The organism is Arachidicoccus terrestris (genome assembly GCF_020042345.1).
GTDB classification, from domain to species: domain Bacteria; phylum Bacteroidota; class Bacteroidia; order Chitinophagales; family Chitinophagaceae; genus Arachidicoccus; species Arachidicoccus terrestris.
In genome coordinates this window covers 390,929-413,858 of sequence record NZ_CP083387.1, presented here as the reverse complement: position 1 = coordinate 413,858, position 22,930 = coordinate 390,929, and the positions used below count along the sequence as shown (strand labels likewise).

Annotated in this window: 13 protein-coding genes; 2 read left to right on the top strand and 11 right to left on the bottom strand. The window is 42.5% G+C overall.

Going from position 1 to position 22,930, the window contains the following annotated elements; genetic code table 11:
* Positions 1-19 precede the first annotated feature (19 nt).
* The 3 genes from K9M52_RS01560 to K9M52_RS01550 form a co-directional block, all read right to left on the bottom strand.
* A complete protein-coding gene (locus K9M52_RS01560) occupies positions 20-3,322 on the bottom strand; it encodes a SusC/RagA family TonB-linked outer membrane protein (protein ID WP_224070315.1) in 3,303 nt (1,100 codons plus the stop codon).
* Positions 3,323-3,557: 235 nt separating this feature from the next.
* Positions 3,558-4,784: a FecR family protein gene (locus K9M52_RS01555; protein WP_224070314.1), complete on the bottom strand. Its 1,227-nt coding sequence runs from the start codon at positions 4,782-4,784 to the stop codon at positions 3,558-3,560.
* Between the two features lie 180 nt (positions 4,785-4,964).
* Entirely contained in the window at positions 4,965-5,585 is a 621-nt protein-coding gene (locus tag K9M52_RS01550) for an RNA polymerase sigma factor (protein ID WP_224070313.1), read from the bottom strand.
* 342 nt (positions 5,586-5,927) lie between these two features.
* Between K9M52_RS01550 and K9M52_RS01545 the strand changes: the two genes are divergently transcribed.
* Positions 5,928-10,178, top strand: coding sequence for an NACHT domain-containing protein (locus K9M52_RS01545; protein WP_224070312.1), 4,251 nt, complete (start codon positions 5,928-5,930; stop codon positions 10,176-10,178).
* 66 nt (positions 10,179-10,244) lie between these two features.
* Here the strand turns inward: K9M52_RS01545 and K9M52_RS01540 are convergent, their stop codons facing one another.
* Positions 10,245-10,655, bottom strand: a complete 411-nt coding sequence (locus tag K9M52_RS01540; RefSeq protein WP_224070311.1) for a DUF3592 domain-containing protein — start codon at positions 10,653-10,655, stop codon at positions 10,245-10,247.
* Positions 10,656-10,732: 77 nt separating this feature from the next.
* Between K9M52_RS01540 and K9M52_RS01535 the strand changes: the two genes are divergently transcribed.
* The gene (locus K9M52_RS01535; protein ID WP_224070310.1) at positions 10,733-10,933 is read left to right on the top strand and encodes a hypothetical protein; all 201 of its coding nucleotides are present in this window, start codon (positions 10,733-10,735) and stop codon (positions 10,931-10,933) included.
* 165 nt (positions 10,934-11,098) lie between these two features.
* Here K9M52_RS01535 and K9M52_RS01530 read toward each other — a convergent pair whose 3' ends face one another.
* The 7 genes from K9M52_RS01530 to K9M52_RS01500 all read right to left on the bottom strand — a co-directional run bounded on the left by K9M52_RS01530 (position 11,099) and on the right by K9M52_RS01500 (position 22,909).
* Positions 11,099-11,245 carry a hypothetical protein gene (locus tag K9M52_RS01530; RefSeq protein ID WP_224070309.1) on the bottom strand — a complete coding sequence of 49 codons (147 nt, stop codon included), beginning with the start codon at positions 11,243-11,245 and terminating at the stop codon, positions 11,099-11,101.
* A 134-nt stretch (positions 11,246-11,379) separates the two neighbouring features.
* The gene (locus K9M52_RS01525; RefSeq protein ID WP_224070308.1) at positions 11,380-11,619 is read right to left on the bottom strand and encodes a hypothetical protein; all 240 of its coding nucleotides are present in this window, start codon (positions 11,617-11,619) and stop codon (positions 11,380-11,382) included.
* A gap of 297 nt (positions 11,620-11,916) precedes the next feature.
* The gene (locus K9M52_RS01520; RefSeq protein WP_224070307.1) at positions 11,917-14,529 is read right to left on the bottom strand and encodes a glycoside hydrolase family 2 protein; all 2,613 of its coding nucleotides are present in this window, start codon (positions 14,527-14,529) and stop codon (positions 11,917-11,919) included.
* Positions 14,530-14,559: 30 nt separating this feature from the next.
* Entirely contained in the window at positions 14,560-17,265 is a 2,706-nt protein-coding gene (locus tag K9M52_RS01515; RefSeq protein ID WP_224070306.1) for a S9 family peptidase, read from the bottom strand.
* 47 nt (positions 17,266-17,312) lie between these two features.
* Positions 17,313-20,021 (bottom strand): alpha/beta hydrolase family protein, encoded by a 2,709-nt coding sequence (locus K9M52_RS01510; protein WP_224070305.1) that lies wholly within the window; start codon positions 20,019-20,021, stop codon positions 17,313-17,315.
* Between the two features lie 181 nt (positions 20,022-20,202).
* Complete coding sequence (locus K9M52_RS01505) at positions 20,203-21,543, bottom strand: MutS-related protein (protein WP_224070304.1); 1,341 nt, start codon at positions 21,541-21,543, stop codon at positions 20,203-20,205.
* A 19-nt stretch (positions 21,544-21,562) separates the two neighbouring features.
* Positions 21,563-22,909 carry a MutS-related protein gene (locus K9M52_RS01500; RefSeq protein ID WP_224070303.1) on the bottom strand — a complete coding sequence of 449 codons (1,347 nt, stop codon included), beginning with the start codon at positions 22,907-22,909 and terminating at the stop codon, positions 21,563-21,565.
* Between the last annotated feature and the right edge of the window lie 21 nt (positions 22,910-22,930).

Genomic DNA, 22,930 nt, shown 5'->3' with positions numbered 1-22,930 from the left:
TTTATTTTAGTATCATTATTTATAATCCTATTTGAACTCCAACTGTCAAGATCCTAAGAGGCGGCAAAGTTGTTGAACTTATAGTTTCAGGATCCAAGCCAGTGTATTTAGAGATCGTTAATAAGTTCTGGCCTTGTATATACAAACGGGCGTAGTTCATCTTCCAGTTGTGGCACAAACTTTCGGGTAGTCTCCATGACAATGAGATATTTTTCATGCGTATATAGGAAGCGTTTACAAACGCAGCGTCACTCTGTTGAGCATAATTCAATGCGCTATAATAATCAGCTGTAGTTGAAACGCGTTCAATATTTCTATGATCTCCGGCAGTTTTCCACCGATTGAGTACATTGATAGGTTGATTATTGTTAGCCCCTCCAAATAGACCAGGCCAATTGACGCCGAATTGATTCAGACCATTATCTCCTATTTGATTTACAAACTGCAATAGTATATCTAAAGAGAACCCCTTATAAGTAAAATTATTTTGAATCCCACCATAGTATTTAGGCGTAAGATCAATGGACAAAAACTGATCATCGGGCGAAACAGGAGAAGAAGTAAGCTTTTTATCAGATCCAGTAAACTGATAAACACCAGTTTCGGGATTGACCCCAGCAAACTTATAAGCCTTTAAGATACCTATCGGTTGTCCAACAACAAGCCTGTTAGCATAGGATGATTGAGATAATCCCGGAAAGGATATCAATTCGTTACGATTCTTCGACAAATTTAAATTGGTTGTCCAGCTAAACCCACCTGATTTAATATTATAGGATGTAACAGAAAACTCAAGTCCTGAATTTTCAACGATAGCATCAAAGTTATCTGTAATGGCGGAAAAACCTGTAACGATCGGCAATACATAATTTATTAATTGATTGGATGACCGGTTGCGGTAGGCATTCACCTCAAACATAACTCTATTATCAAATATATTAAGATTCAATCCCAGATTGATTTTTTTTGTAAATTCCCATTGTATATATGGATTAGCAATCCCCACCGGATATATCCCGGTTCCTCCTCCATAATTTCTGTCCATATAGATTGAATTATACAGGCTTAAAAATTGATAATCCCCAATCTGATCGTTTCCGGTAGCACCATAACTTAACTTAACCTTAGCAAAGCTAATGGCTGGTATTGTTTTTTGAAACCATTTCTCATTGCTAAATATCCATGCTGCTCCTAGGGCATAGAAAGTTTTAAAAAGATTTTTAGAACCAAAGCGGCTACTGCCATCTCTTCTAGAGGATATATTGACCAGATATTTATCTTTATAATTATATCTAATACGACCAAATAGTGCATTATAATTATAAATGGATTTTAAGTTATATCTAGATGTAAGAGTTGCTGCTGCTCCCATGTTTTCTAATTGATTTTCGTCAATATAACCTGTCCCGTCGATTGTAGTTGCATTGTTGTTCCGCCGTTGAAAAGTTGTACCTATCAAGAAGTTGAATTTTCCATAGTTACGATACAAATTGTAAGTCAACTGTGGCTCTATAATCCAAGACACCACATGACTATTTCCATAGCTTGCACTGGAGGAGATTATATTTCTATACTGTGGTGCGAAAGAAGATTTCGGTTTGGTGCTAATCTGGTAGGACTCAAAATGATTGTAACCCAAACTACTTTTTAATTGAAGCCCATTAAATATTTCATAGCTAATAACTGAATTTGCCAGAAGATTGTTGGATTTGTTATTTACTTGTCTAAGACTTTGAAATAATGGATTAGTCCAAGTTGCATTTCCGTTAGATAGTTGTTCCCAATTCAAAGACCCGTCATATTGATATAATGCAGGTGAATTAGGAACTAATTTAACTGCGTATTCTGTATAGTCTGAATAGGGGCTATTGCTTTCGTCGTTTTGATAACTTGACGAGAATTGCAATCTGAATTTTTTATTAGATGAGACGGTATTGGCATTGAAATAAACTGATCCCTTGCTATCAGAGAAATCTCCGGGAAAGACGGTAGTCTCCTTGTGGTAATTTGTGCCTAAGTGAAAATTTGTATTATCATTGCCTCCTGAAACAGAACCTTGTAGATCAGTATAATGTGCAGTACCGCCAATTAATACTTTTTGCCAGTCAGTGTAACGACTTTGATCCCATACAGTCAAATCATAGTTAGAAGAACTTGCGACAGAGGAACTGCTGGGTACAGCAAGACCATCATTCTTATACGCTTCTCGACGCATTTCTAGATATTGTTGAGTGTTCATCATCTTAACCCTTGATGTCACTTGGCCAATACCTGATTGAAGATTCAAATTCACTCGTACCTGTCCCGACAATCCTTTTTTAGTAGTAATTAAAATTGCACCATTGGCTGCGCGTGATCCGTAAATAGCAGTCGCATCCGCATCTTTTAGAACATCTACACTTTCAATATCCTGCGGATTTAGATAATTTAATGGGTTGCCGCCTTGTAATGCTCCCATGACTAAATCAAGCTCTGCAGGATAGGGTACACCATCAACTACATATAGTGGAGAATTTCCATTTTGAATACTGTTTCTTCCCTGGATTTGGACAGTCACTGCGGAACCAGGAATACCCGAAGTTTGGCTAATGAATATTCCTGGCATTCTGCCTTCCATGGCGAGGAGCACATTGCTTACAGGAGATTTTTCGATATCCTCGGCTTTAATTGTCGATATGTTACCTGTACTTAAACGTCTTGTAGTGGTTCCGTAAGCGATGACCTGTGTTTCATCTAATATATTGGTGCTTTGTTGTAAGACAAGCATGATGGTTTCGCGGTTGTTGATATTGATTTCCTGGCTTTCGTATCCTGAATAGCTGATGCTGAGTATTTCGTTGCCGGTCATTCCTGAAAGAGTGATGTTGCCATCTTGGTCCGTCATGCCGCCTTGTGTGGTGCCTTTGACGATGACACTGGCGCCGGAGAGGGGCTCTCCGGTGGAGTCGGTGACATGCACGCGAACATCATGGTCCGCGGCCGCCTGGATGGTGGCGGAGCCGGATGTTTGAGGTTTCGGTTGCTTTGCTGGGGCTTTTTGCTGGATCACGATGATTTTGTTGGTGATCTTATAGGAAAAGGGGAGGCCTTTCAGCGCCTGGTCCATGGCCTGTTGAACGGTGGCGTTTTTAAGCTCGACGCTGACCTTGGTATGGTTGAGTTCATCACCCTTGTAAAAGAACTGGTAGCCGCTTTGTCGTTGGATGGCTTTGACCACTTCCGACAGGGGAGCGTTCTTTTTATTGAGCGTAACGCGCTGGCCGAGGCCGGAGGCCGAAACGTGCAGACAGGCCACGGTGAGTAATAGGATTATCAGTTTCATCACCAGTAGGATTTTAGATCGGAAAAACTTCGGGTAGCAGCTAGGGTTTTTCCTACATGCGGAAATTTGCATACATTTGCATTGTTTGGAATGAGTAAATAATTGCTTGAACGCGTTTTTTGGTCGTTCCAATGTCCGCCGGAAGTGTTACGAGCACTTCCGGTTTTTTGGACCCATCACCAGGTTGTATTGAATCTATCTTATGATGCCTTGGTTTAATCTTTGAATAATCCGGTCAGGGCATGACGATCAGCTTTTTGCCTTCGATCCTGAAACGCACGTTGCCCAGTTCCAGTACCTTGAGTATCTGCGAAAGCGTATTATTTCTCAGCACCCGGCCGTAGAATACGTCGTTTTTGACGCCCTTTTCATAGACTACGTCTACGTCGTACCACCGGCTGAGCTCTCGCATCAGGCTGTGTAGATCCGTCCGGTTGAAAATGAAAAGATCATTTTTCCAGGCCAGGATCTGTTCAAGATCTTTGGCTTTGCCGACCTCTATGCTCCCGCCGTTTGTTTCCCTGACGGATTTCGCCTGGTAGCCGGGTTCCAGAATAGCCGCTCCATATCCGTTGGAGATCCTGACGCTGCCTTCGACCAACGTGGTCCTGGTATCCGCTTCATCCGGATAGGCTTTGACATTGAAGGCCGTCCCGATATCTTCGATTCTAAGGCCGCCGGCCATCACGGTAAAGGGCTGCCGTTCGTTATGCACCACTTCAAAATAGGCTTCTCCCGTAATACTGACCTGTCGTACGTTAGCTGTAAAGGCCACCGGATAGGTGATGGAAGAAGCGGCGTTCAGCCAGACCCTGGTGCCATCCGACAGCGTCAGCGTCCATTTGCCGCCTCTGGGGGTCGTGATGGTATTCATCTGGACGGTTCCCCCGTTACGTAAGTCATTCGAAGACGGTCCGTCCTGATAGGCGATTTCTCCGGCGCTGGTTTTGCGTATCACTATATCTCCTTGCTCTGCCACCATTCCTGTGGCCGCGTTTGTCAGCGTTATCTGCCGGCCGCCGGCCAGCGTGAGAACGGCTTTATTGCCGCCGGGCTGCACATCTTGCACTTTTGCCTGTGCGACTTGGAGATCATCAGGCCGCTTTTGCTGTATCCAGTAATAAGCGCCCAGTGTCACCAGTACGAGCGCCGCCGCGGCTATCGCGATCCTGATCCTTGGCCAAAGTGGTCTTATCTTTTTTCCCTCTTGCGGCAGGGCCAGAGTGGCTCTTGACATCGCGATCCTTTCCTGAAGCTCCGCATAATGCTGCTTGACTACCGACTCTTCCGAAGCCCGGGCCATCTCCTGAACCTGCCGCTTGATCCGGTTGACTTCGTCCTGGTATCCCGGGTGACGCTCCAACCAGTCCGCCCAATACCTTTCATCTTCAGCGTTTCTGCCAAATAGGTAATTTAAAAAACTTTCATGCCTGAGCAGATCGGTTACGTCCTCGTCCTTCATGGTTGAAATTTTGCGCTAATTGGATAATAGAGCGGAGAGGGCCGATTTTTCCCACGTTTTTTTAAAGAATTTTTTAATTATTTTAAAAAAATTCCTGGATTCTGCGTTAACGAAATAAAAATCAATGGATTAACGGCAAGAAAAATTTAGGGCAAAGCAAAATAAACGGACAACTAAAAACTACAATAGAAAACTACCCAGAGAAAACAGGGCGGCCTTCAGGCCGGAGCTCGAAGTCTCATCGGCTTCCATCAGCTCTTTCAACCTGGCGACGGCGCGCAGGATCGTATTATACACGGTTTTTACGGTAACGCCCTTGGCGCTTGCGATCGCTTCATAACTGAGTCCCAGATAGAATTTCTGGTAAATCATCTCCCGCTGGCTCCGGGAGAGCTGCCCGATATAGGACCGGATCAGCGCTCTGGCCGCGTCCGCTTCTTCCATCGCGGCCCGCTCGGCCAGCGGCCCCGGCTCGACTAGTGTCGATTCGAGTGCTGGTTCCGACTCCGCCGCGTCATATGATTCCGGATAATAAGTGGCCTTCTTAAACAGGTTATGCAAAAAACTGCTGACGATATAGTTATGATAGTGCCGCACTTTATTAAGCGCCTCCCGGTGTTCAAATACATAGAGGAAAAGATCATTGACTTTATCTTTGGCGCTGTCTATGGAAACACCTCTTTGAATCGCTATGAAAAGCAAATAATTATGATAATGCCGATAGAGAACATAGTAAGCCCTTTCGCTTCCGCTCATCACGAAATCGTCCCATGCCGCCTGTATGTCCTGTCTGTCCTGCATTCTGAATAGATCTGTTAAAAGCTAATGCAAGTTAGTATTATTTTTTTGTAAAATTCCAAATAAATATTCTGCTTCCTATGTTCCCGCGTAACACGGCATCATCACCAGCATCTAACCCGTTCTACTTTTAAAAATACGAAAGATATTTTTTCATCTCCAATCTATACCCGTTTTTAAACGAATATAAGCGCTTACAAACGACTAAGAATGCTGCCTCTGGAAAAAGTTATCGGGAACAACATTTTTATCAACATTTCCTTGTGGACTGGCGCTATTTTATGGGATAAGCGTTATTTGTTTGTAATTTTGGATTGAATATTAGTGTATTGAATGATAACGCCTATGAGCCAAAATATAACTTTAATCCGAATTTTTGTTTCCTGTCCGGGTGATGTTGAAGAAGAAAAGAAAGTGGTGGAAGAGCTGTGTCAATTGGTGAATAACCAATTGACACAGCAGAATTGCCCGCTGTTATTCCAGGTGTGTGAATGGAAACAGATTATTGGAGAACATGGGGACAGGCCCCAGGAGATTATCAATAACCGCATCATCTATGATATCTATCTTGGGATTTTCTGGAATAGATTTGGCACCCCTACAGGGGAATTAAATCAAAAGACTGGTGAGCTGTTTGGTTCAGGAACGGAAGAGGAGTATTATCTCGCTTTGAAAAAATGGGAGCAGAACAAAGAGGCTATGCTCATGTATGTCTTTTTCAAAAAGCAGTCCGATGCCGCGAATGATATACAACCCCAAAAAGTTCTGCAATTTAAAAAGGATGTGTCTGATACCGGGTGGGTGAATGAATTTGACCGGACGGAGCAATTTAAAGATAAGATTAATTCTATCTTATTCGGTATTACAGTAAAATTTTTGATTGCGAATGATAAACGGAACTTTAAGTTAAATGGACAAACATCCCTGGAATATATTGGGGAGTTAAAAAAGCTATTTGAAAAGACTGTTGTCCCCCTGCAATATTATATTCCCAGAAAGATCCGGAAAGTGAATGAGGGAGGAGGTGTTGACGCAAAATCCCTGATGGAGGGAACCAGGTGTGCCAACAAAATGGTCGTGCTTGGAAACGCTGGCGCTGGTAAATCCATCGCCTTGCAACAATTGGGAAGAGAGGTGCTGGACTCGATCAGTCCGCTGATACCAATTTACCAAAGATTCAATACCTATGTGGACAAGGACCTGGAAGAGATATTGCCGGAGCAGTGGAAGGAGGCGGACCCGGAGAATTTATTGTTGTTGTTAGACGGGATAGATGAAGTACCTCCCGATCATTTCACCACGGTGATCCGTAAAATTCAAGGTTTTTCGGAAAAGCACAGCAAGATTAGAATAATCGTGTCCTGCCGGACAAACTTTTATAACCTCCCCAGTGATACTGAGAGCGGAAACTTAAAGGGATTTGACTGTTATTTTCTGAGCGACTTGACGGAAGACGATGTGAGAGAATATGTAACTTCTGTTTTCCAAATGGACGGAACTCGTTTTATAACGGAGGCCGACAAGCATGGATTTATTGATATTATTTTTAATCCATTTTTCCTGAATCTGCTGCTGACTTATTATAAAGATCATCATAACCTTGAGGCTGATAGGGCTTTTATTATCCGGCAATGTATCGAGTCGAGGATCAAGTTTGATCAGAGGCATTTTGAGACCACCCTTGAACTGGATTTGTCAAAAAAAGAAATTCTGAAAACAGCGGGGAAAGTGGCACTCGCCATGGAACTCATGGGCAGAAATCATATCTTGGATGATGAATTATATGAAATCATTAAGCCGCCTGATCAAAGAAAAGCGCTGAGATATTTTTCAGCTTTTAATAAATCGGTCCAAACTACAGAGTCATGGCAATTTGAGCACAATAATATCCGGGAATATCTGGCGGCTTATTTATTAGCGGATCAACCTTTAGATCTCCTGAAATCCCTGGCAAGTTTTGCGCCCGATTTCAATAGAATTAAACCCAATTGGGCCAATACGCTTTCTTTTTTATTGAACATAGGTGATGGAGCCGAAACCGAACAACTGATCAATTGGCTCATGGAAAAAGACCCAGAAATGATCGTTAAAACGGAAAGGGAGCGGGTAGATCCCGCTGTGCGATTGCTTATATTTAAAAGGATTTTCGAATTTTACAAGGAAAAGCAAATCTGGCTGCAGTCCAATAAATTCAAGACCCGTGAATTGGCGACATTTGGCGAGTCGCAGGAAGCTATTCAATATCTTATTCACACGTTTAATGACGAAGCCCTGGCGAAAGTTGTCAGGTTGAATGCTTTAGATTTACTGGAAGAAATGGATATGGGGAAATATCCCAGTTATCTGCCGGATTTAGAGAGAACGCTGATGAGCTCTTTGGAAAAGGAGCAATCGGACGTGGGCTTTGTGCATTCCGTGTTATCCGCTATGGGCACATTGGGAATGAATGGTAAAGAGACTTTGTCGGCCATCACCAGCCTGTTCTCAAATAGATCCAACCAATATATCAGGGCCGGCCTTTATAAGATTATTTGGGGCTCGGATTATCTCAACGATTATGTCGATTTGTTTTTGGAGGGGGTCTTTATGACAAATGAGGATGAGTGGAACAAAGATAGAGGGGAAGTTAATTTAGCGGATGAAAGTTTTTACCTGAATCGGGGGCTAAAGAAGTTTAATTCCTCAGCGGCCATTAAGAGAATTCTTGGGTTTTTCACCGACCCTTTGGATAGACGACATATGCATTATTATGATAAGTATGAAGTCATAGCCGCTGTTGTTGACAATGCCTGCGAGGCTTATCAAGAGGATAAAAGCGTGTACCCGGCCATTTACGCGTTTTTTATTACAACAGGTAGAACTTTTGATTCCGATTATTGTATAACCTTGAGCACTTTCTTCCATCAAACAGGAACGAATGTGCAAACCTTTAATGAGGTCTGGAATAATGCCGAATTAAAACATTATGAAAAAGACAGCTTAATAGCCAGATTGACGGATCAGGAGGTTTTGGTTCATTTTGTAAAAGGAGTGGAGGATGGTGTTTATTCTAATCAAGATGCTGAACGGTTTCATGAGGCGCTTACACGTAACAAAAGCATGAATGCTGCGCGGAATTTTTCGGCCGAACTCGAGCAGCTTTTGGAAGAAAGGTGCCATATTCTCCTTGAGCGGCTGGAGTTGCCGGATTATAAAGCCCAGCAGTTAGCCCAAAAACAAAGGGATTTTGATCTGTTGTTTGACAAGGAGAAATTCTTAACCGAAGTTTCCTCTTTTTTTAACGCTACCGGCTTGCAAGCATTGACGGATAAAGATGTGCGTAGACTGCGAACGGAAAAGCTTCTGGCTACTTCGGATAGTGGTATTTCAAATACCATATATGATTTCCTAAGAGATTTGACACATCAGAAGGCCTGGTCATTGGCGGAGGTTCGCGCCTGGGTAGATAATGATAAATTATTTGATAACTATCGGATTTTAGAAATATACCGGCATGTAAAGAGTGATGCTCAATTGTCCTTGTCGGATGTACAGAAAACGTTTATGATTAACCGATGCATTGCTCTTAGCAAGGATATAGATTGGGGGAAAATCGCCTGGGTCAAAGAAGGTGCTAAGGAAAGCACGTTTTCGTATAATCGCTATGCCGCCATGCTTTGGTATTTTGTAAGACGACTGAGTATACGACTTCCGGAAGAAATGCTGCTTGAGTTCACTTTGTTCGAAGATTTCAATGCGGATCTGCCTGAGCGGTCCCTATCGCATATAAAATTTCTGGAAGAAATGGTGGATAGCAAGACTTTGCAAGATCGCGTTGTCAAAAATATTAAAGAGGGAATCAAGATTTCGCTTATATGGCGTAGCAACGCCAAATACGCGATCGCTAACGATCTGAAGGAGGCCTTTCCCCATATCCTTGATTATATTAAGACCAGAGATAAAGTTCCTGAATATATAAGAGCGGAGATATTGGAGGTGTTATTTGAAAAAATGGGGGATACAAATGCCGTTCTGGATGTCCTAACCCATTCAGAATCCGCTGTGATTCAATGGCGCTGTGTAGAATATCTTTTCTCAAACAAGAAGCAAGAGGGGCTTTTGACCGGATTTCTACAATCGATTTTGGTGACTGAACCGGTCCCAAATGAAAGAGGCCTTAAGGCGGCTGGCTATCTGGTTGCCTTGAATTGCTTGGACGGACTGGTATATTACTTGAAATACTTGAGCTCTGGTAAAACCGTTCCATTCGATTTGGATCACGCAAGGCGTTGTTTTTCAAAAGTTATGAACGTTGAGGCCGTGCCATTGCTGATGGATTTGCTTCAAGTGACGCTAGGTTCTGAACACCGATCTTTAGATTATTTTGATCGATTTGATCCTCTTATACTGGAAGCATTACATCAGGTTGCCATCAGTTCCGAAGAAGGCCTCGAAGAGGTAAGGACGAGCTTGACTACTTTTATAAAAGAAAGCCCGCTACCGAATTTTAATTACTTATATACTTCCATCGCCAGAATGGAAGAGGCATATTATTTGGGTCAGTCACAATCCTTATCTATTAAAGCGGTCATCCAATGTTTGAAAGCTTTGGAATAGAACCGATTATGCAACTTTCTAGTTACAACATGTTCACAATGTTGCTGCGAAGTAATGTGGGGGAGTTTATAAGCGGATCAGGTAGATAATACCGGTAATGATGAGGACGGTGGCGAATGTGACCATGAGCCAGGGGACCAGCCGGGTAAGGGTGTCGTCGATGAAAAACCGCTCCGGACGGCTCTCGTCATAGACGACCTTGACCTGTTTACCGGGCTTATACGCCCCCATGGGAACGCCTATCTTGCTTTCAGCCGTGATCCACCGTTTATTGCAGGTCACGAAGCGTACGACGGGGTAGCTGGGACTCCTATACGTCTCTTGCCTGGAGACGGGTCGATGGATTTCAAAAATGACACCGTCGGTCTCTATGCCGTTTTTTCTGATTTGCTTTTTGAGATACCAAAAATAGCAGCTGAATGAGATCAGCGCCAGAGCGATCATGATGGCGATGAGGGGTGTAAGTATGGGGGCCATTGCTTTGGAGATTCAGATTTGGTGCCAGGTAAAGATACCATAAAACGGCCCAGTTTCCTTTAAGATTTGGGAAAAAAGTGTTACAGGAATTTATCGACAAGGTCCTCAACGGTAAGCCTGGCAATATTGGTAATACGACCTACGGCTGTCCCAAGATCATGATCGATGCCGTCTTCGCCATACTCACCAATCCGTATTGCGGCAAGGAAATGAAACTCTTTATAGAATGTAATATCAAAGAAATAGATCTTACATTCGGTTTTGAACAGCACGGATAAGGAGAAGCTGGACACGGCCAGGCAGAGGTCAATATGATACAGCAGCAACTTCAGACAATGGCCTTATGGTTATGAGGACTTATTTAGGTCTTCGGGCCAGGCCATCGAAGGCGCTGGGGTCATTTGCCCGTTGGCATTCTTTGATCCGGTTGGCGGAAGGAGCATTCACCAGGTTGAACTGCTCCCGTAATTGGAAGGCAAAGGGAGAATACGGGAGGCACCTGTCTTCAAGGCAAATACTGTTGTGGTATTGATATGCGTGTCAAAGCTGATGGTAAAATAACGCATCTTCAGCTCACTGATGGCCTCCATGCTGTCCTATCTTATAGGAGTCATTTTTAAGTGTTCTTCAAAAAATAAAGGGGTCATCCAGGAATAGAAACCCCGTTATACTTGTTTAAAAGTACATGAGAAATTGCATCTCTTCATCCACTGTTATTCATAACTTATTTCTGTTTAATAATTGTCCTTATAAACTCCGTTTCATCCTTGTCAAATGAGCTGCCGTCCTTTCTGAAAATATCATGGAACCATAACTTCGGTTCACTGCCATCCAACACCGGTTCATCCCAGACGTATTTGGCCTGTGTCTCCCCGTCTACCAGTCCCCGGTTAATAACCCCGACATGCATTCTTTTAAGTAGTGGCAGTATCACCTGAAAGGTACTGGCGCGTTTACGCGCCATATATTTGGTACAGATCATCGGTCGGTTATTGATTTTTAATTCGTCGATTCTTTTCTGATGCAGGGTAACGTCTTCATAACCGTGATAAGTGATAATGTCCGAATGGGATAAGATGAATCTGTTGATGTATACGGGGCAGGGAGCACCAACGCTCTCCCCGGCGTAGCCGGGGGGATTCCAAAGCCTTCCTGAAAAACGTTTTGTGCTATTGCCGTATGGAAGAGCAGTACTGCTAGAATACTGCCCTTTTCATATTTCCTAAGCTTTTTTATCAGTATCAGATATCTCACTGGAGAGTTATTTCCAAGTAGGTTTGCCTTGTTGCATTTTTTCCAAACTACCCTGAATTGCTTTATCTTCTGGTGCCAGTTGTACTGCTTTTTCTTCCCACTCTAAGGCATCTTTTTTCTTCCCCAGTTTGTACAACAGATTAGCATAAGTGTCATAATCATTAGCATCGGGATCATTTTCCATTACCTTTTTTTGCCATGCTAAAGCGCTTTCTAACTCTTTTTTCTCATTACTTTGTTCAAATACAAACCATGCATCATTATTCACATACCAATAATTGGATACCTCCTGTGGATACTTGGCATGGAGTTTATCTTTGTATTTTACAAATGGCGACACTTTTTTTGCTTCCCAGGCATAACCTGCCAATGCGCTCCATACAGCACGTTCACCAATGGTATCGTATTTTGCTATGGTTTCTTTTTCAACTTTCTCAAGATCAGAGCTTTCCTTTTGCTTTCTAAGAGTAGTTATAGTTTCCTTCCAGATGATGCTACGAAGAAACGCCTCTGCTCCGTCATTTCCCCAAACCCGATTTACAGACTTAATGTTTTTCAATATAAAGTTGAATCCAAAGTCTTTTGTTGTTCTCGTTGTCTGCTTAAGAAAATCAAGAACTTTTTCGTTAAATGGCGATTGTACACTTTTAAGGTATGCAATAGCAGCTCTCGTCACATTAATATTGTCCTTTTTCCGCATTGCCATCAACGTTAATCTTCTTAAGAAAGCAGAATCTTTCTTTCCGTTCTCAAATTCTTTTAATAATTCCGGGTAGCGATTATCATTATCGTTCGGATCAATATTCTTACCTATGGTAAATTTTCCTGCGGGTTGATAGCTTCCTGCAAGAGGGTTCAACAGGCTGTTTATTTCTCTTATTTTCTTCAGCGGTATTTTAATCATATCCCTATCATAAGTCATCAGCCCGTTTTCCTCTCCTTCCACATCAAAAGGCTGTGTATAGATACTGCCACTTAGTCCTTGTGTTTGCAATTGTTTTAATATATGTACCAAACTGTCATACTTTGTAATAAGCGCCTGTGGCAGTACTTCTACATAACCCCAACCTTTCAAATCGTTCCATTCATGATAAGGAACAGAAACGCCAATCCCACCGAATTCGCCGCAGACCATCGCTTTATCCGGCTGTTGCATTGGCAGCCTCGGTGCGGGGTAACTGTGTACGTCCGTGAGGTCGGCATCCACATACGCATCGGGGCTCGGACTTCTGAGTTGGCCGTTCACGTATAAGTATTCCCCTGAATGTCCGTTGACAATCCTGGTAGGGTCTGTTTGTTTTAATTCGTCCGTTAACCGTTTCTGGTCGTATTGCCCCCATTTCTCATTGAAGAGTACCCAGGTAGTAATGGATGGGTGGTTGTACAATTGTGCAATATTCTCCTTACATTCTTTTTCAAATTCTGCTTTCCCATCAGGTTTTGTATTGCCTGGGTTTACCATATCCTGCCATACCAACATACCGATCTTGTCGGCATAATAATACCAACGCTCAGGCTCTACTTTAATGTGTTTGCGGATAGTGTTGAAGCCCATATCCTTGATGGCTTTGATATCGAAAGACAAGGCTTCGTCTGTAGGCGCGGTATATAACCCGTCAGGCCAGAAACCCTGGTCAAGTACACCGAGGTTATAATAGGGTTTGTTATTGAGAAAGATTCGATCAATGCCTTTATCGTCTTTCTGTATGGCGATCTTGCGCATACCGAAGTAACTGTTGACTTCGTCTTTTCCCATTTTTACTGTCAGGTCGTAGAGATATGGATTCTCCGGCGACCATAATTTTGGATTGGCAACCGGAACGGTGATTCCCTCATTGGCATTTCCCGTGATGGTTTTGCCAGCCGTCGTTATTTCCACAGGTCCGCTGACATCTGAATTTACAGTTATTGTGACTAATGATTGATCTATATCGGGCATAATCTTCAACCCTTTGATATAATCATGCGGGACACTTTCCAACCAAACCGTCTGCCAGATGCCACTCGTTGGTGTATACATAATGCCCTGCGGATCAAGTACTTGCTTCCCATGCGGATTCGGTCCCTGGTCGGTCGGATCCCATACCTTTACGACTAATTCATTATCGCCTTGCTTCAGCGCGTCGGTGATGTCAATATCAAAATTCTGATAGCCTCCTTGGTGTTTACCGACTTCTTTGCCGTTAAGGTAAACGGTCGCTTCAAAATCCACGGCACCAAAATGCAGCAGTGTTCTTGTTGTTGATTTTTTGCTTTTAACTGTAAAAGTTCTTCTATACCATAAATCTTGCGTGGGAAGTAGTTTCTTTTCTACGCCTGATAAAGCGGACTCCAAAGGATAAGGCACTAATATCTTTCCATCAAAAGTGTTTGGTATTGTAGTATCTTTCGCTGTAATAGCATATTTCCAAAGACCGTTGAGGTTTTGCCATTCCTTCCGCTCTAATTGCGGACGGGGGTATACGTTCAATGGCTTATCTGGATTGACGTCTTTTGCCCAACGGGTTTGCAGGACTACCGACTGCATTTTCCAATCTGCTAGTTGCTGACTCTTGCAACCTGTTGCAGAAAATAATAATGCCATAGCTATACACCATAGCTTGCTTTTTGTCTGTATCATTATCTGAATTTTTATTTTTGATGCATTTTATTAGGGTTTAGCGCCGGTCGTATCGTATTCTAAACCGGTAGTCCTGCCGTTCATTCTTACGGGAATACCTTTGGTCATCCAGACAGGGGCAGGCTCTCCTTTTAAATAACGGCCGAAAAATTGTTGCATTCGGACATCGAAATCTTTACTAGATTTACCCCAGACTCCATGATCCGCTTCTGAGTGATTTGTATATTCCAACATCCATACTTTCTTTCCTGATATTCTAAGTGCATTATAAAGTTCAAAGGCATTATCAAACGGACAGGCGCCATCTGCAGTCGTTTCCATCATCAAAAGCGGCGTAGTAACTTTAGGAGCGTTCATCACGGGAGAATTTTTTAAGTACCATTGGGGATATTGCCAGATAGATTTGCCCGGCCCGTTAATTTGTGCTAAACCTTCCTGGCTAAAATTGCCGTGATCGGCACCGTTGTACTGGCTAAAGAAATCCCCTAATCCCGATGCAGAACAGGCAGCCGCAAACAAATTGGTATGCGTAACAAAATAATTGGTCTGAATACCACCCCAGCTAATTCCATTTATGCCCATTTTTGTACTGTCCACATAAGGTAGCTTAGAAATATATTTTGCTGCGGATACAATACTATGAGTTGCTTCTTCATATTGATATTCCGATTTACCTTTATGATGAATGTCCGGCGTAAATATCAGGTAGCCATTACTCACATACCAGGGAATGTTTAACGCTCCGTCCGATGGTTGCGGGAATATATAGGAGTGCAGGTTGTCAGACAAAGAAGTGTAATAATAGAAAATAACCGGATATTTTTTGTGAGGGTCAAAGTTTTCCGCTTTGTACAATACACCCTGGGAAAGCACCCCGTCAGCATTGATCCAGTGAAGTAGTTCCGTCGTGTACCAGTTATATTGCCTTTCGGGAGCCAGATCGGTAATTTGCTGAAACTGTTTAAAATCGCTGGTAACATAAAGGTTAGGATATTCACCGGCACTTTGCCTCCTCACGAGATAAACGTCTTTATTCTCAGCTTTGATGACAGGGTGATTAACCCCGTCATAAATAGAGCCGTCTCCACTGACATCGTAAATGTACGGCCCCATGGTTAGCAGCTCTGGATTACCGTGCGGCTTAGATAAATTTATACGATAGAAACCGTTGTCTTTTGTCTCTGTATTAAATGCCCTTAAAATGAGTGTTGCCTTATTTTCGAGCCGCAATAGCTGGCGGTTGTCCGATAATAAGTTAAAACGTATATGGTGCTTTTCACCAAACAGGTTTGTTAAACAAACCGGCGAACTTTTCCCTGTAATATCAATTAACCATATATCATAATTAGAATAAACAATGGCCGTACTATCATTATCCCATGCAGCGATATAACCTCCGGAGGGGGCAAAGCTAACACTGTAGCCCGGCTCGTCATAATACCAGTTGTTGAAACTCGTTTGACTGATGTTTGCAAACACGCCACTCTCTATGTTGTAAGAAAAAAAACTGTTTTTCTTACGGTCAAAATATACCAGGTATTTTTCGTCAGGTGATAATTGGGAGTAAGTGAGTTGCTCAGGCAATACTTTTTTATGACCGTTTTTTGTAGATACCAGATATTGGATATGTTTAACGGCGACACCCGGCGCAGGATATGAAAAGGTGGCTAATGCAGTATTGTCGCTGTTTTCACCAAATTGTAACCCGATCGTAAAAGGAAATTCATCCTTCTTTTGTAGTTGTACCAATCGTTTATCTCTTAGATAAATTACTGCATCATAGTTCTTTGCAGATTTATTCCCACCGAATTGGGAGATCGAAGAGTTTTGCACCTCATGGTCTTTATAGCTCCAGACATTCAGTGCAACCGGATCACTTATTTTTGCAGGAAGTTTTTCCTGCAATTTGATAAATAAACGATCCCCCAAAAGAGAAAATCTATCTATTCCACCTAATAAAAGAGAGATATTTTTCAGAGCGTTTTCCGTGATCAGCTTTTCTGCGCTTTTATCCTTATTCATGTTGCAGTACCAGATACTTTTATTTCCCTGTTTCCCTGTTTCGAAAGCTATTTGATGGTGCGAAGTATCATAAATGATATTTCCCAAATGCTTGCCGTGCCAGATAGTTTGAACTGCCGCGGGTTTATTAATATCTACAATTCGCAAAGCAATCCCGTCAGATTTTTCATCCTCCGTTTTTTCTTGCAGGATCAGCTTCTTGCCATCTTGTGTAAATTTGAATGCTGTTATGCCGGGAAAGAATTGTTTATCACCTGTGGTAAAATCATACAAGACAAAGCCTCTTTGACCTGAATTTTCTTGTAAATATCCTATCCATTTTTTCCCGGTACTGCTCCAGTCGTGCACATCGGAGAAATACACACTGCGATCCGTCCCTAATTGCAGCAATTGAAGGCTGTCATGGGGAAGCGATAAAACAGCGTACCGGCTGTCCGGCGAAAAACGGCAGGCCATAAATCCTTTTTGTATACTTGTAAATTCCTTCTTCCAATGTTTATCATCGGAAACACATACCAGTTTGATGAATTGACGGGGTCCTTGGAAGTAAGTTCCTTGTACAATTTTATAAAGCACATATTGACCATCGTTACTTACCTGTACTTCTTCTATGCTCGGCCATTTATTATATACACTGGTATCTAAAGCCGGCTTCTGCGCAGATAATGATTTAGTAATTATGATAAAGAATAATATATTAAGTAATCGCTTCATTTTACTGTTAATAATATTATTTATAGATTAAGGAATTTTTGTTTAGTTCATTTTCTTAATAATGCATCTGTTTTTTTCTGTTCTTTCGGTGTTAGCAAATTTGCTCCCGGCTTAACACCTTCAGGCATCAATTGAAGGCTGGCTTCCACTGCTTTCGTTCCGGCAGGAATACTTTTTACCATCCACTTTGGAGCGGGTTTGTCCTTTAAATAGTAGTCAAAGAACTGTCTCATGCGCAGGCTGAAATCATCTGCTGATTTCCCGCTGACGCCGTGGTTTCCGTCGGTATATTCCAACATCCAGGCTTTTTTGCCAAGCCTTCTGAGTGCTGTAAAAAAAGTGACAGCATCATAAAACGGGCATCTCCCATCATCGGTTGTATGCATGATCAGTAAAGGCGTTGTTACTTTGTCAGCATTATAAATAGCGGAACTCTTTATATAATTATCTGGCAATTCCCAGGGAGTGGCACCCATTCTTGTCTGGCCGTTCTCAAACATGCTTTGCTGGCTTTGACCATTACCGCCATCCAGGCTGCCGTAAAAGCTGATAAAATCGGATTCACCGGATGCCGGGCAGGCTGCAGCAAACAGATTGGAAGTATGGGTAACCAGGTAATCTGTTTGAATACCGCCCCAGCTGCATCCCTGCAAACCCAGCTTCTTGCTGTTCACATAGGGAAGCGTAGAAATGTATTTAGCCGCAGAAACGACGGAATTGTATGTTCCCTGCATCGGGTTTCCTATTTGGTAATGAATGTCCGGTTCAAAAACCAAGTAATTGTTGCTGACATAGGTAGGTATATTTACTGTGCAACCGTTGCACAAATTCTCAGGTTTAATATATGCATTCAGTCCGTCTGATCTTCTTTCATAGTAAAACAGGATAACAGGATATTTCTTATTCGGATCAAAATTTTCCGGTTTGAAAAGGATGCCCTGTAAGTTTCTTCCATCCAGCGATTTCCAATTATGCAATTCGGAAGTATACCAGTTATATCCTTTTTCAGGATGAATATCACTTAACCGGGTAAAAGTCTTAAAATCTGTTGTACTGAAATAATTCGGCGATTGGGTCGCACTTTCCCTCCTCACAATATATACGTCCGCATCCCTTGCTTTGACAGGAGTGAAATTGGAACCATCAGGTAGATAAGGGTTACTAGTAATATTATAAATATAGGGGCCCATGGTTAAGAGCTCAGGGTCTCCTTTCTTACCTAATGTCTTACTATAAAAGCCGTTATCCTTATCATCCGTGTTGAAGGCGGTTAGGATCAACCTGGCTGAAGGCTTAATGACGGTTTGATGGATGTAAGCGTCATCGCCCATCAGGTAAAATATAATATGGTGCTTTCTTCCATATCCATTGGTGAGATTTATCGGCGCACGTGTACCGGAGGGATCTAATTGCCAAATGTCGTAGCGGTCATATATCAAGACCGACTTGTCATCCTGTAACCAACCTGCAGGAGAATAGCCCCTGTATCCATTTTTGGCTCCGGGCCAATCGTCCCCATATTCCCCCTGCCAGGTCGTATTGACTCCCTTAGTTATATTCCGGATAATGCCGGTCGATATTTCATAGCTGAAAATGCTTTGCTTATCAGTATCAAAATAGATCAGGTATTTCCCTCCGGGGGAAATACTCAATCCTTTATCCTTCAGGGACGGCAATGGTATCTCTTTTCCGGTACTTATTGATTTCAAATAATATGTCGCCTGATCCAATTTATTCCAAAGGCGCTCACCCCTGTCACCCACTCCTGCATAGCGATTAATAAGCAGGTAATCACCACCGCTTAGCCAAGAATCTTCATTGGCTTGCAGTAACCGTTCTACTTTGTGATTGTCCAAATGAACAGCCGCTTTATAATGAATATCGTTATTGGGCTGCTTTAATTGATTAGAAGGCAGTCTCCCGTCCATATAGCTCCATATATTTAATTTTACAGCATCCGGATCTGATTTTACAGGTTGTTGTAACTGTTTTAGCTCAATAAAAAGCTGTTTGCCATCTTCACTAAACCTATCTATACTGGCTAATTCAAAGCCTTCTTCTATTCTTCCGGAACGGTCGTCTGCGATCATGATCGCTTTCCCTGTCGTATTTTTCTTATAGTACCAGATGCTGCTTGTCGGTTTTCCCGCTATGGAATCCTTTGCCATAAAGGCCAGTTGACGACCGGCATGGTCCAATATAAGATTTCCGGCGTCCCTTCCCGACCAGATCGTGGAGCTATCTCCGCTTTGCAGATCAACCCATAGCAGCAATTGCTTGGCCATATTAGCATCCTTCGTTTTTTTCTTGACAAGCAGGACATTCCCGTCGTTACTGAATTGATAAGCATCAATAGAATCAAACACCAACTCTTTTCCGTTATCCAGGTTCTTTACTCTTAATTCGCCAGCAGGATTTTTTACCGAATATGCTATCCAGCTATTCTTCTTTTCCTTTGATAAATGAAAAGAACCAACACCGGAAATATATTGCATATCCGATGTACCGAGCCGAACGATACAAAGGCTATCTCCCGGATTGATAAAAAACAGCCGTTTGCTATCAGCAGAAAAATTGGCTTTAAAAGATGAGATACCCGGCACTTGCATTTTCCATGAAGCGTCAGTCGATTGCATCACTATCTTATGAATAAGGATGCCCCTGCCGAAATAATTACCGGAACGAACCGAATACATAGCGTATTGACCGTCATTGCTTATTTGGATCGCATCGACCGACGGCCATTTATTATACACCGAACTGTCTATTAAGGGTTTCTGCGAAAATCCATTTGAATAATGACATAGGCTAACTATTATTGCAACTATGATTTTTGACCCGTTTTTCATTCTGTTACTTTTTAATATTTTTGTTTCGAAATAGAATTTTTCAAAATAATCGATCGACCAATCAGAGTCCTTTTGGATATGTGACTAATTATTCCAACATCTCAAAGATGCCTTCGTTATCAATGATGATCATCCCTTGCCTGTCTTCAGTAATGCCGTCTGTCAGCCGGTAGGTATATGTCGGCACGGCACCCTCCATCACAGTCGGCATATATTTAAACTGTATGGACGGGATTTCTTTCAAAGCATCTCCCACTTCTATAATATGGGTAGAAATAACAAAGGCGCAGTTGCTATATCTCGCCAGGCGTTGCGTAACGGCCAGCGTAGCATCATAAGCGTCCTTGACATTCGTGCCTTTGAATAGCTCATCGAAGAGTATAAATAAACGCTTACCACTGCCGACCTCCTGCGAAACCTGTTTGACCCGCATCACTTCCGCATAAAAGTGACTCCAGCCGATACTGATGTTATCGGGAACATTAATAGATGTAAAAATACCTTCCATCACGCGAAAACGCATACTGCTGGCCGCTACAGGGAATCCCATATGAGCTAAATAAAAACTTACTCCCAGTGTTTTCATCCAAGTACTTTTACCCGCCATATTAGCGCCTGTCAGAAACAAGAGATTTTGCTTTTGTGTCAAAGAGAGAGGGTTGCCGACTGCCCCATGCAAGGAAGGGTGCTTTAGATTTGATACAGATAGTAAAGTAACATCTTCTGTATTTTCTTCCAGGGCTTCGGCATATATGAAACTTTTATTTCTTGCGGTGTCTGCCACAGACAGATATACGTCCAGCTCATAAAGCAGGTGAAGCAACTCATCAATTTCATGCCGGTATTTATTTAAAAATAAAAACTGAAGATGAGCTGTTTGTCCGACCGTGTAAGGATATTTGGCCTTAATTTGTTTTAACTCTTCTGCATTTAATATTTTAGCCAGCCGCTCCTGTGAAGCTTTCAACGGATTGCCGCTTTTTTCAGATCGGATAAGCGCTCCCAATAACTGGCTTGCTGAAAACAAGGTCTCCTGGATTGCATGAATGTTTTTTTGTTGCAGGCGGAATTTATCCGACCGGTATAGCACTTCCTGTGCCTTTTCCCTGTAACAACCAAAATAACTGCTCAACTTGTTGGACGGGCGACGCTCCGTCAAATATTGGGAGGCGTCTTCCGTTCGGTCCCATTCTATGTCTAAAACAACCGGCAGGCTTTGCAGATACCTGATCTTTTCAGAACGTTCGTTGATAGCTGCGCTACTTGTCAAAGGAGAACGGAACATACTTTCCAGTAAAAGCTCTCCGCCTCTTGTCTTTACCCGATTGAACAGATTGAACAGAGACCCTGTTTTATATTTACCAAGTAAATTTAGATCTTCTAAGGTTTGCCTGTCCGTAATAAATGTAGTTTCCGATTTATGAATCATTATTTCTTGTGTTAGTTGATTATTGTAATCCCTTATCCAGCATTTCCAGAATGCCTTCATTTTCTATAATTACCATACCCTGACGGTCGGCCGTAATCCCTTCTCTGAGCACCCTGGTGTAAACAGGTGTATTCCCTTGCATTTCTGTCGGCAGGTATTGATACAGGATTCCCAGTTTTTCTTCCTTCAGTTTCTCGCCAGCCTCCATGATATGGGTAGAGATAATAAACAGACTATTCTTTTTGCGGGAAAAAGCCTTTGTTACAGCAATGGTGGCATCATAGGCATCTTTCACATTTGTGCCGCGGAACAGTTCATCAAAAATGACAAAAAGCCTTTTGCCCGCCTGTAATTGCCCTGCCACTTCTTTTACCCTTAATACCTCCGCATAATAATGGCTGGCCCCGGCACTCAGGTTATCCGCCAGGTTGATGCTTGTATAAATACCATCCATTACGCTAAAATGCATATTTAGTGCCGCAACGGGAAAGCCCATATGGGCCAGATAAAGAGCGATTCCAATACTTTTCATCAGTGTACTTTTGCCGGCCATATTAGCACCAGTCAGAAATAGTACATTGTGACTGGCATCCATCAGCAGATTGTTTGCAATAGCATTTTTTACATGCGGATGGAATATTTTTTCAAGAGCAACGCTGTGTGCGTTATCTTCTGAAACAACAGCAAAATGGAAATCATTTTTCCTTGCCGTACGCCCTATAGCGATGCATACATCCAGCTCATATAAACCCTCCAGTAATTCCAGCAGTTTTTCTCTTTGGGAAAACCGCAGGGCCTTATCCAGTTCAGAAAGTACCAAATCATTTATTCTGGCTTCGGATTTATCCGTCATATGTGACCTGACCTGTTCAAAACAGTGCTCGTCCAATAGTGTCCTTAACGACTTGTATGAGCCTTCAAAAGCAGATCTTTCCACCTGAGTGCAGATCTCCCGAAGGAATTTATCCAATTGATAGAACATCCGTAATGCCGCCTGCACCCCATCTTCCACAAAGACATATTCCGAGTCGGCTGCAATCATATTTTTCATTTTCTGCCTGAGGCTTTGCCCTTCTACTTGTAACTGACTGCGAACATCAGTGTTTTCCAGGTAGTAGGCCACAGTTCCGGTGGTCGTACTGTCCACCGGAAACCTGTAGTCTTTTTGGCTGAAAAATGTATATAAATGAACACGGTGTTGAATCTCCCGGGCATCGCTTAATGGCTGTTTGAAGATTTCGCGAAGCCTTGCCCCACCACCCTGTGTTACTGTATGATTGTATAAGTCATAAATGGAATCCTGTCCCGGTTTACCAAATAAACCCAGGTCATTCAAAGTCTGCTCATCGGTTTGTAAATATTTCAAGGATATTATCTTTAGTTGATG

Excerpts from the sequence above, each read along its gene's own strand:
- K9M52_RS01560 (WP_224070315.1), bottom strand. The coding sequence starts at position 3,322 with ATGAAACTGATAATCCTATTACTCACCGTGGCCTGTCTGCACGTTTCG.
- K9M52_RS01555 (WP_224070314.1), bottom strand. The coding sequence starts at position 4,784 with ATGAAGGACGAGGACGTAACCGATCTGCTCAGGCATGAAAGTTTTTTA.
- K9M52_RS01550 (WP_224070313.1), bottom strand. The coding sequence starts at position 5,585 with ATGCAGGACAGACAGGACATACAGGCGGCATGGGACGATTTCGTGATG.
- K9M52_RS01545 (WP_224070312.1), top strand. The coding sequence starts at position 5,928 with ATGAGCCAAAATATAACTTTAATCCGAATTTTTGTTTCCTGTCCGGGT.
- K9M52_RS01540 (WP_224070311.1), bottom strand. The coding sequence starts at position 10,655 with ATGGCCCCCATACTTACACCCCTCATCGCCATCATGATCGCTCTGGCG.
- K9M52_RS01530 (WP_224070309.1), bottom strand. The coding sequence starts at position 11,245 with ATGGAGGCCATCAGTGAGCTGAAGATGCGTTATTTTACCATCAGCTTT.
- K9M52_RS01525 (WP_224070308.1), bottom strand. The coding sequence starts at position 11,619 with ATGGCGCGTAAACGCGCCAGTACCTTTCAGGTGATACTGCCACTACTT.
- K9M52_RS01520 (WP_224070307.1), bottom strand. The coding sequence starts at position 14,529 with ATGATACAGACAAAAAGCAAGCTATGGTGTATAGCTATGGCATTATTA.
- K9M52_RS01515 (WP_224070306.1), bottom strand. The coding sequence starts at position 17,265 with ATGAAGCGATTACTTAATATATTATTCTTTATCATAATTACTAAATCA.
- K9M52_RS01505 (WP_224070304.1), bottom strand. The coding sequence starts at position 21,543 with ATGATTCATAAATCGGAAACTACATTTATTACGGACAGGCAAACCTTA.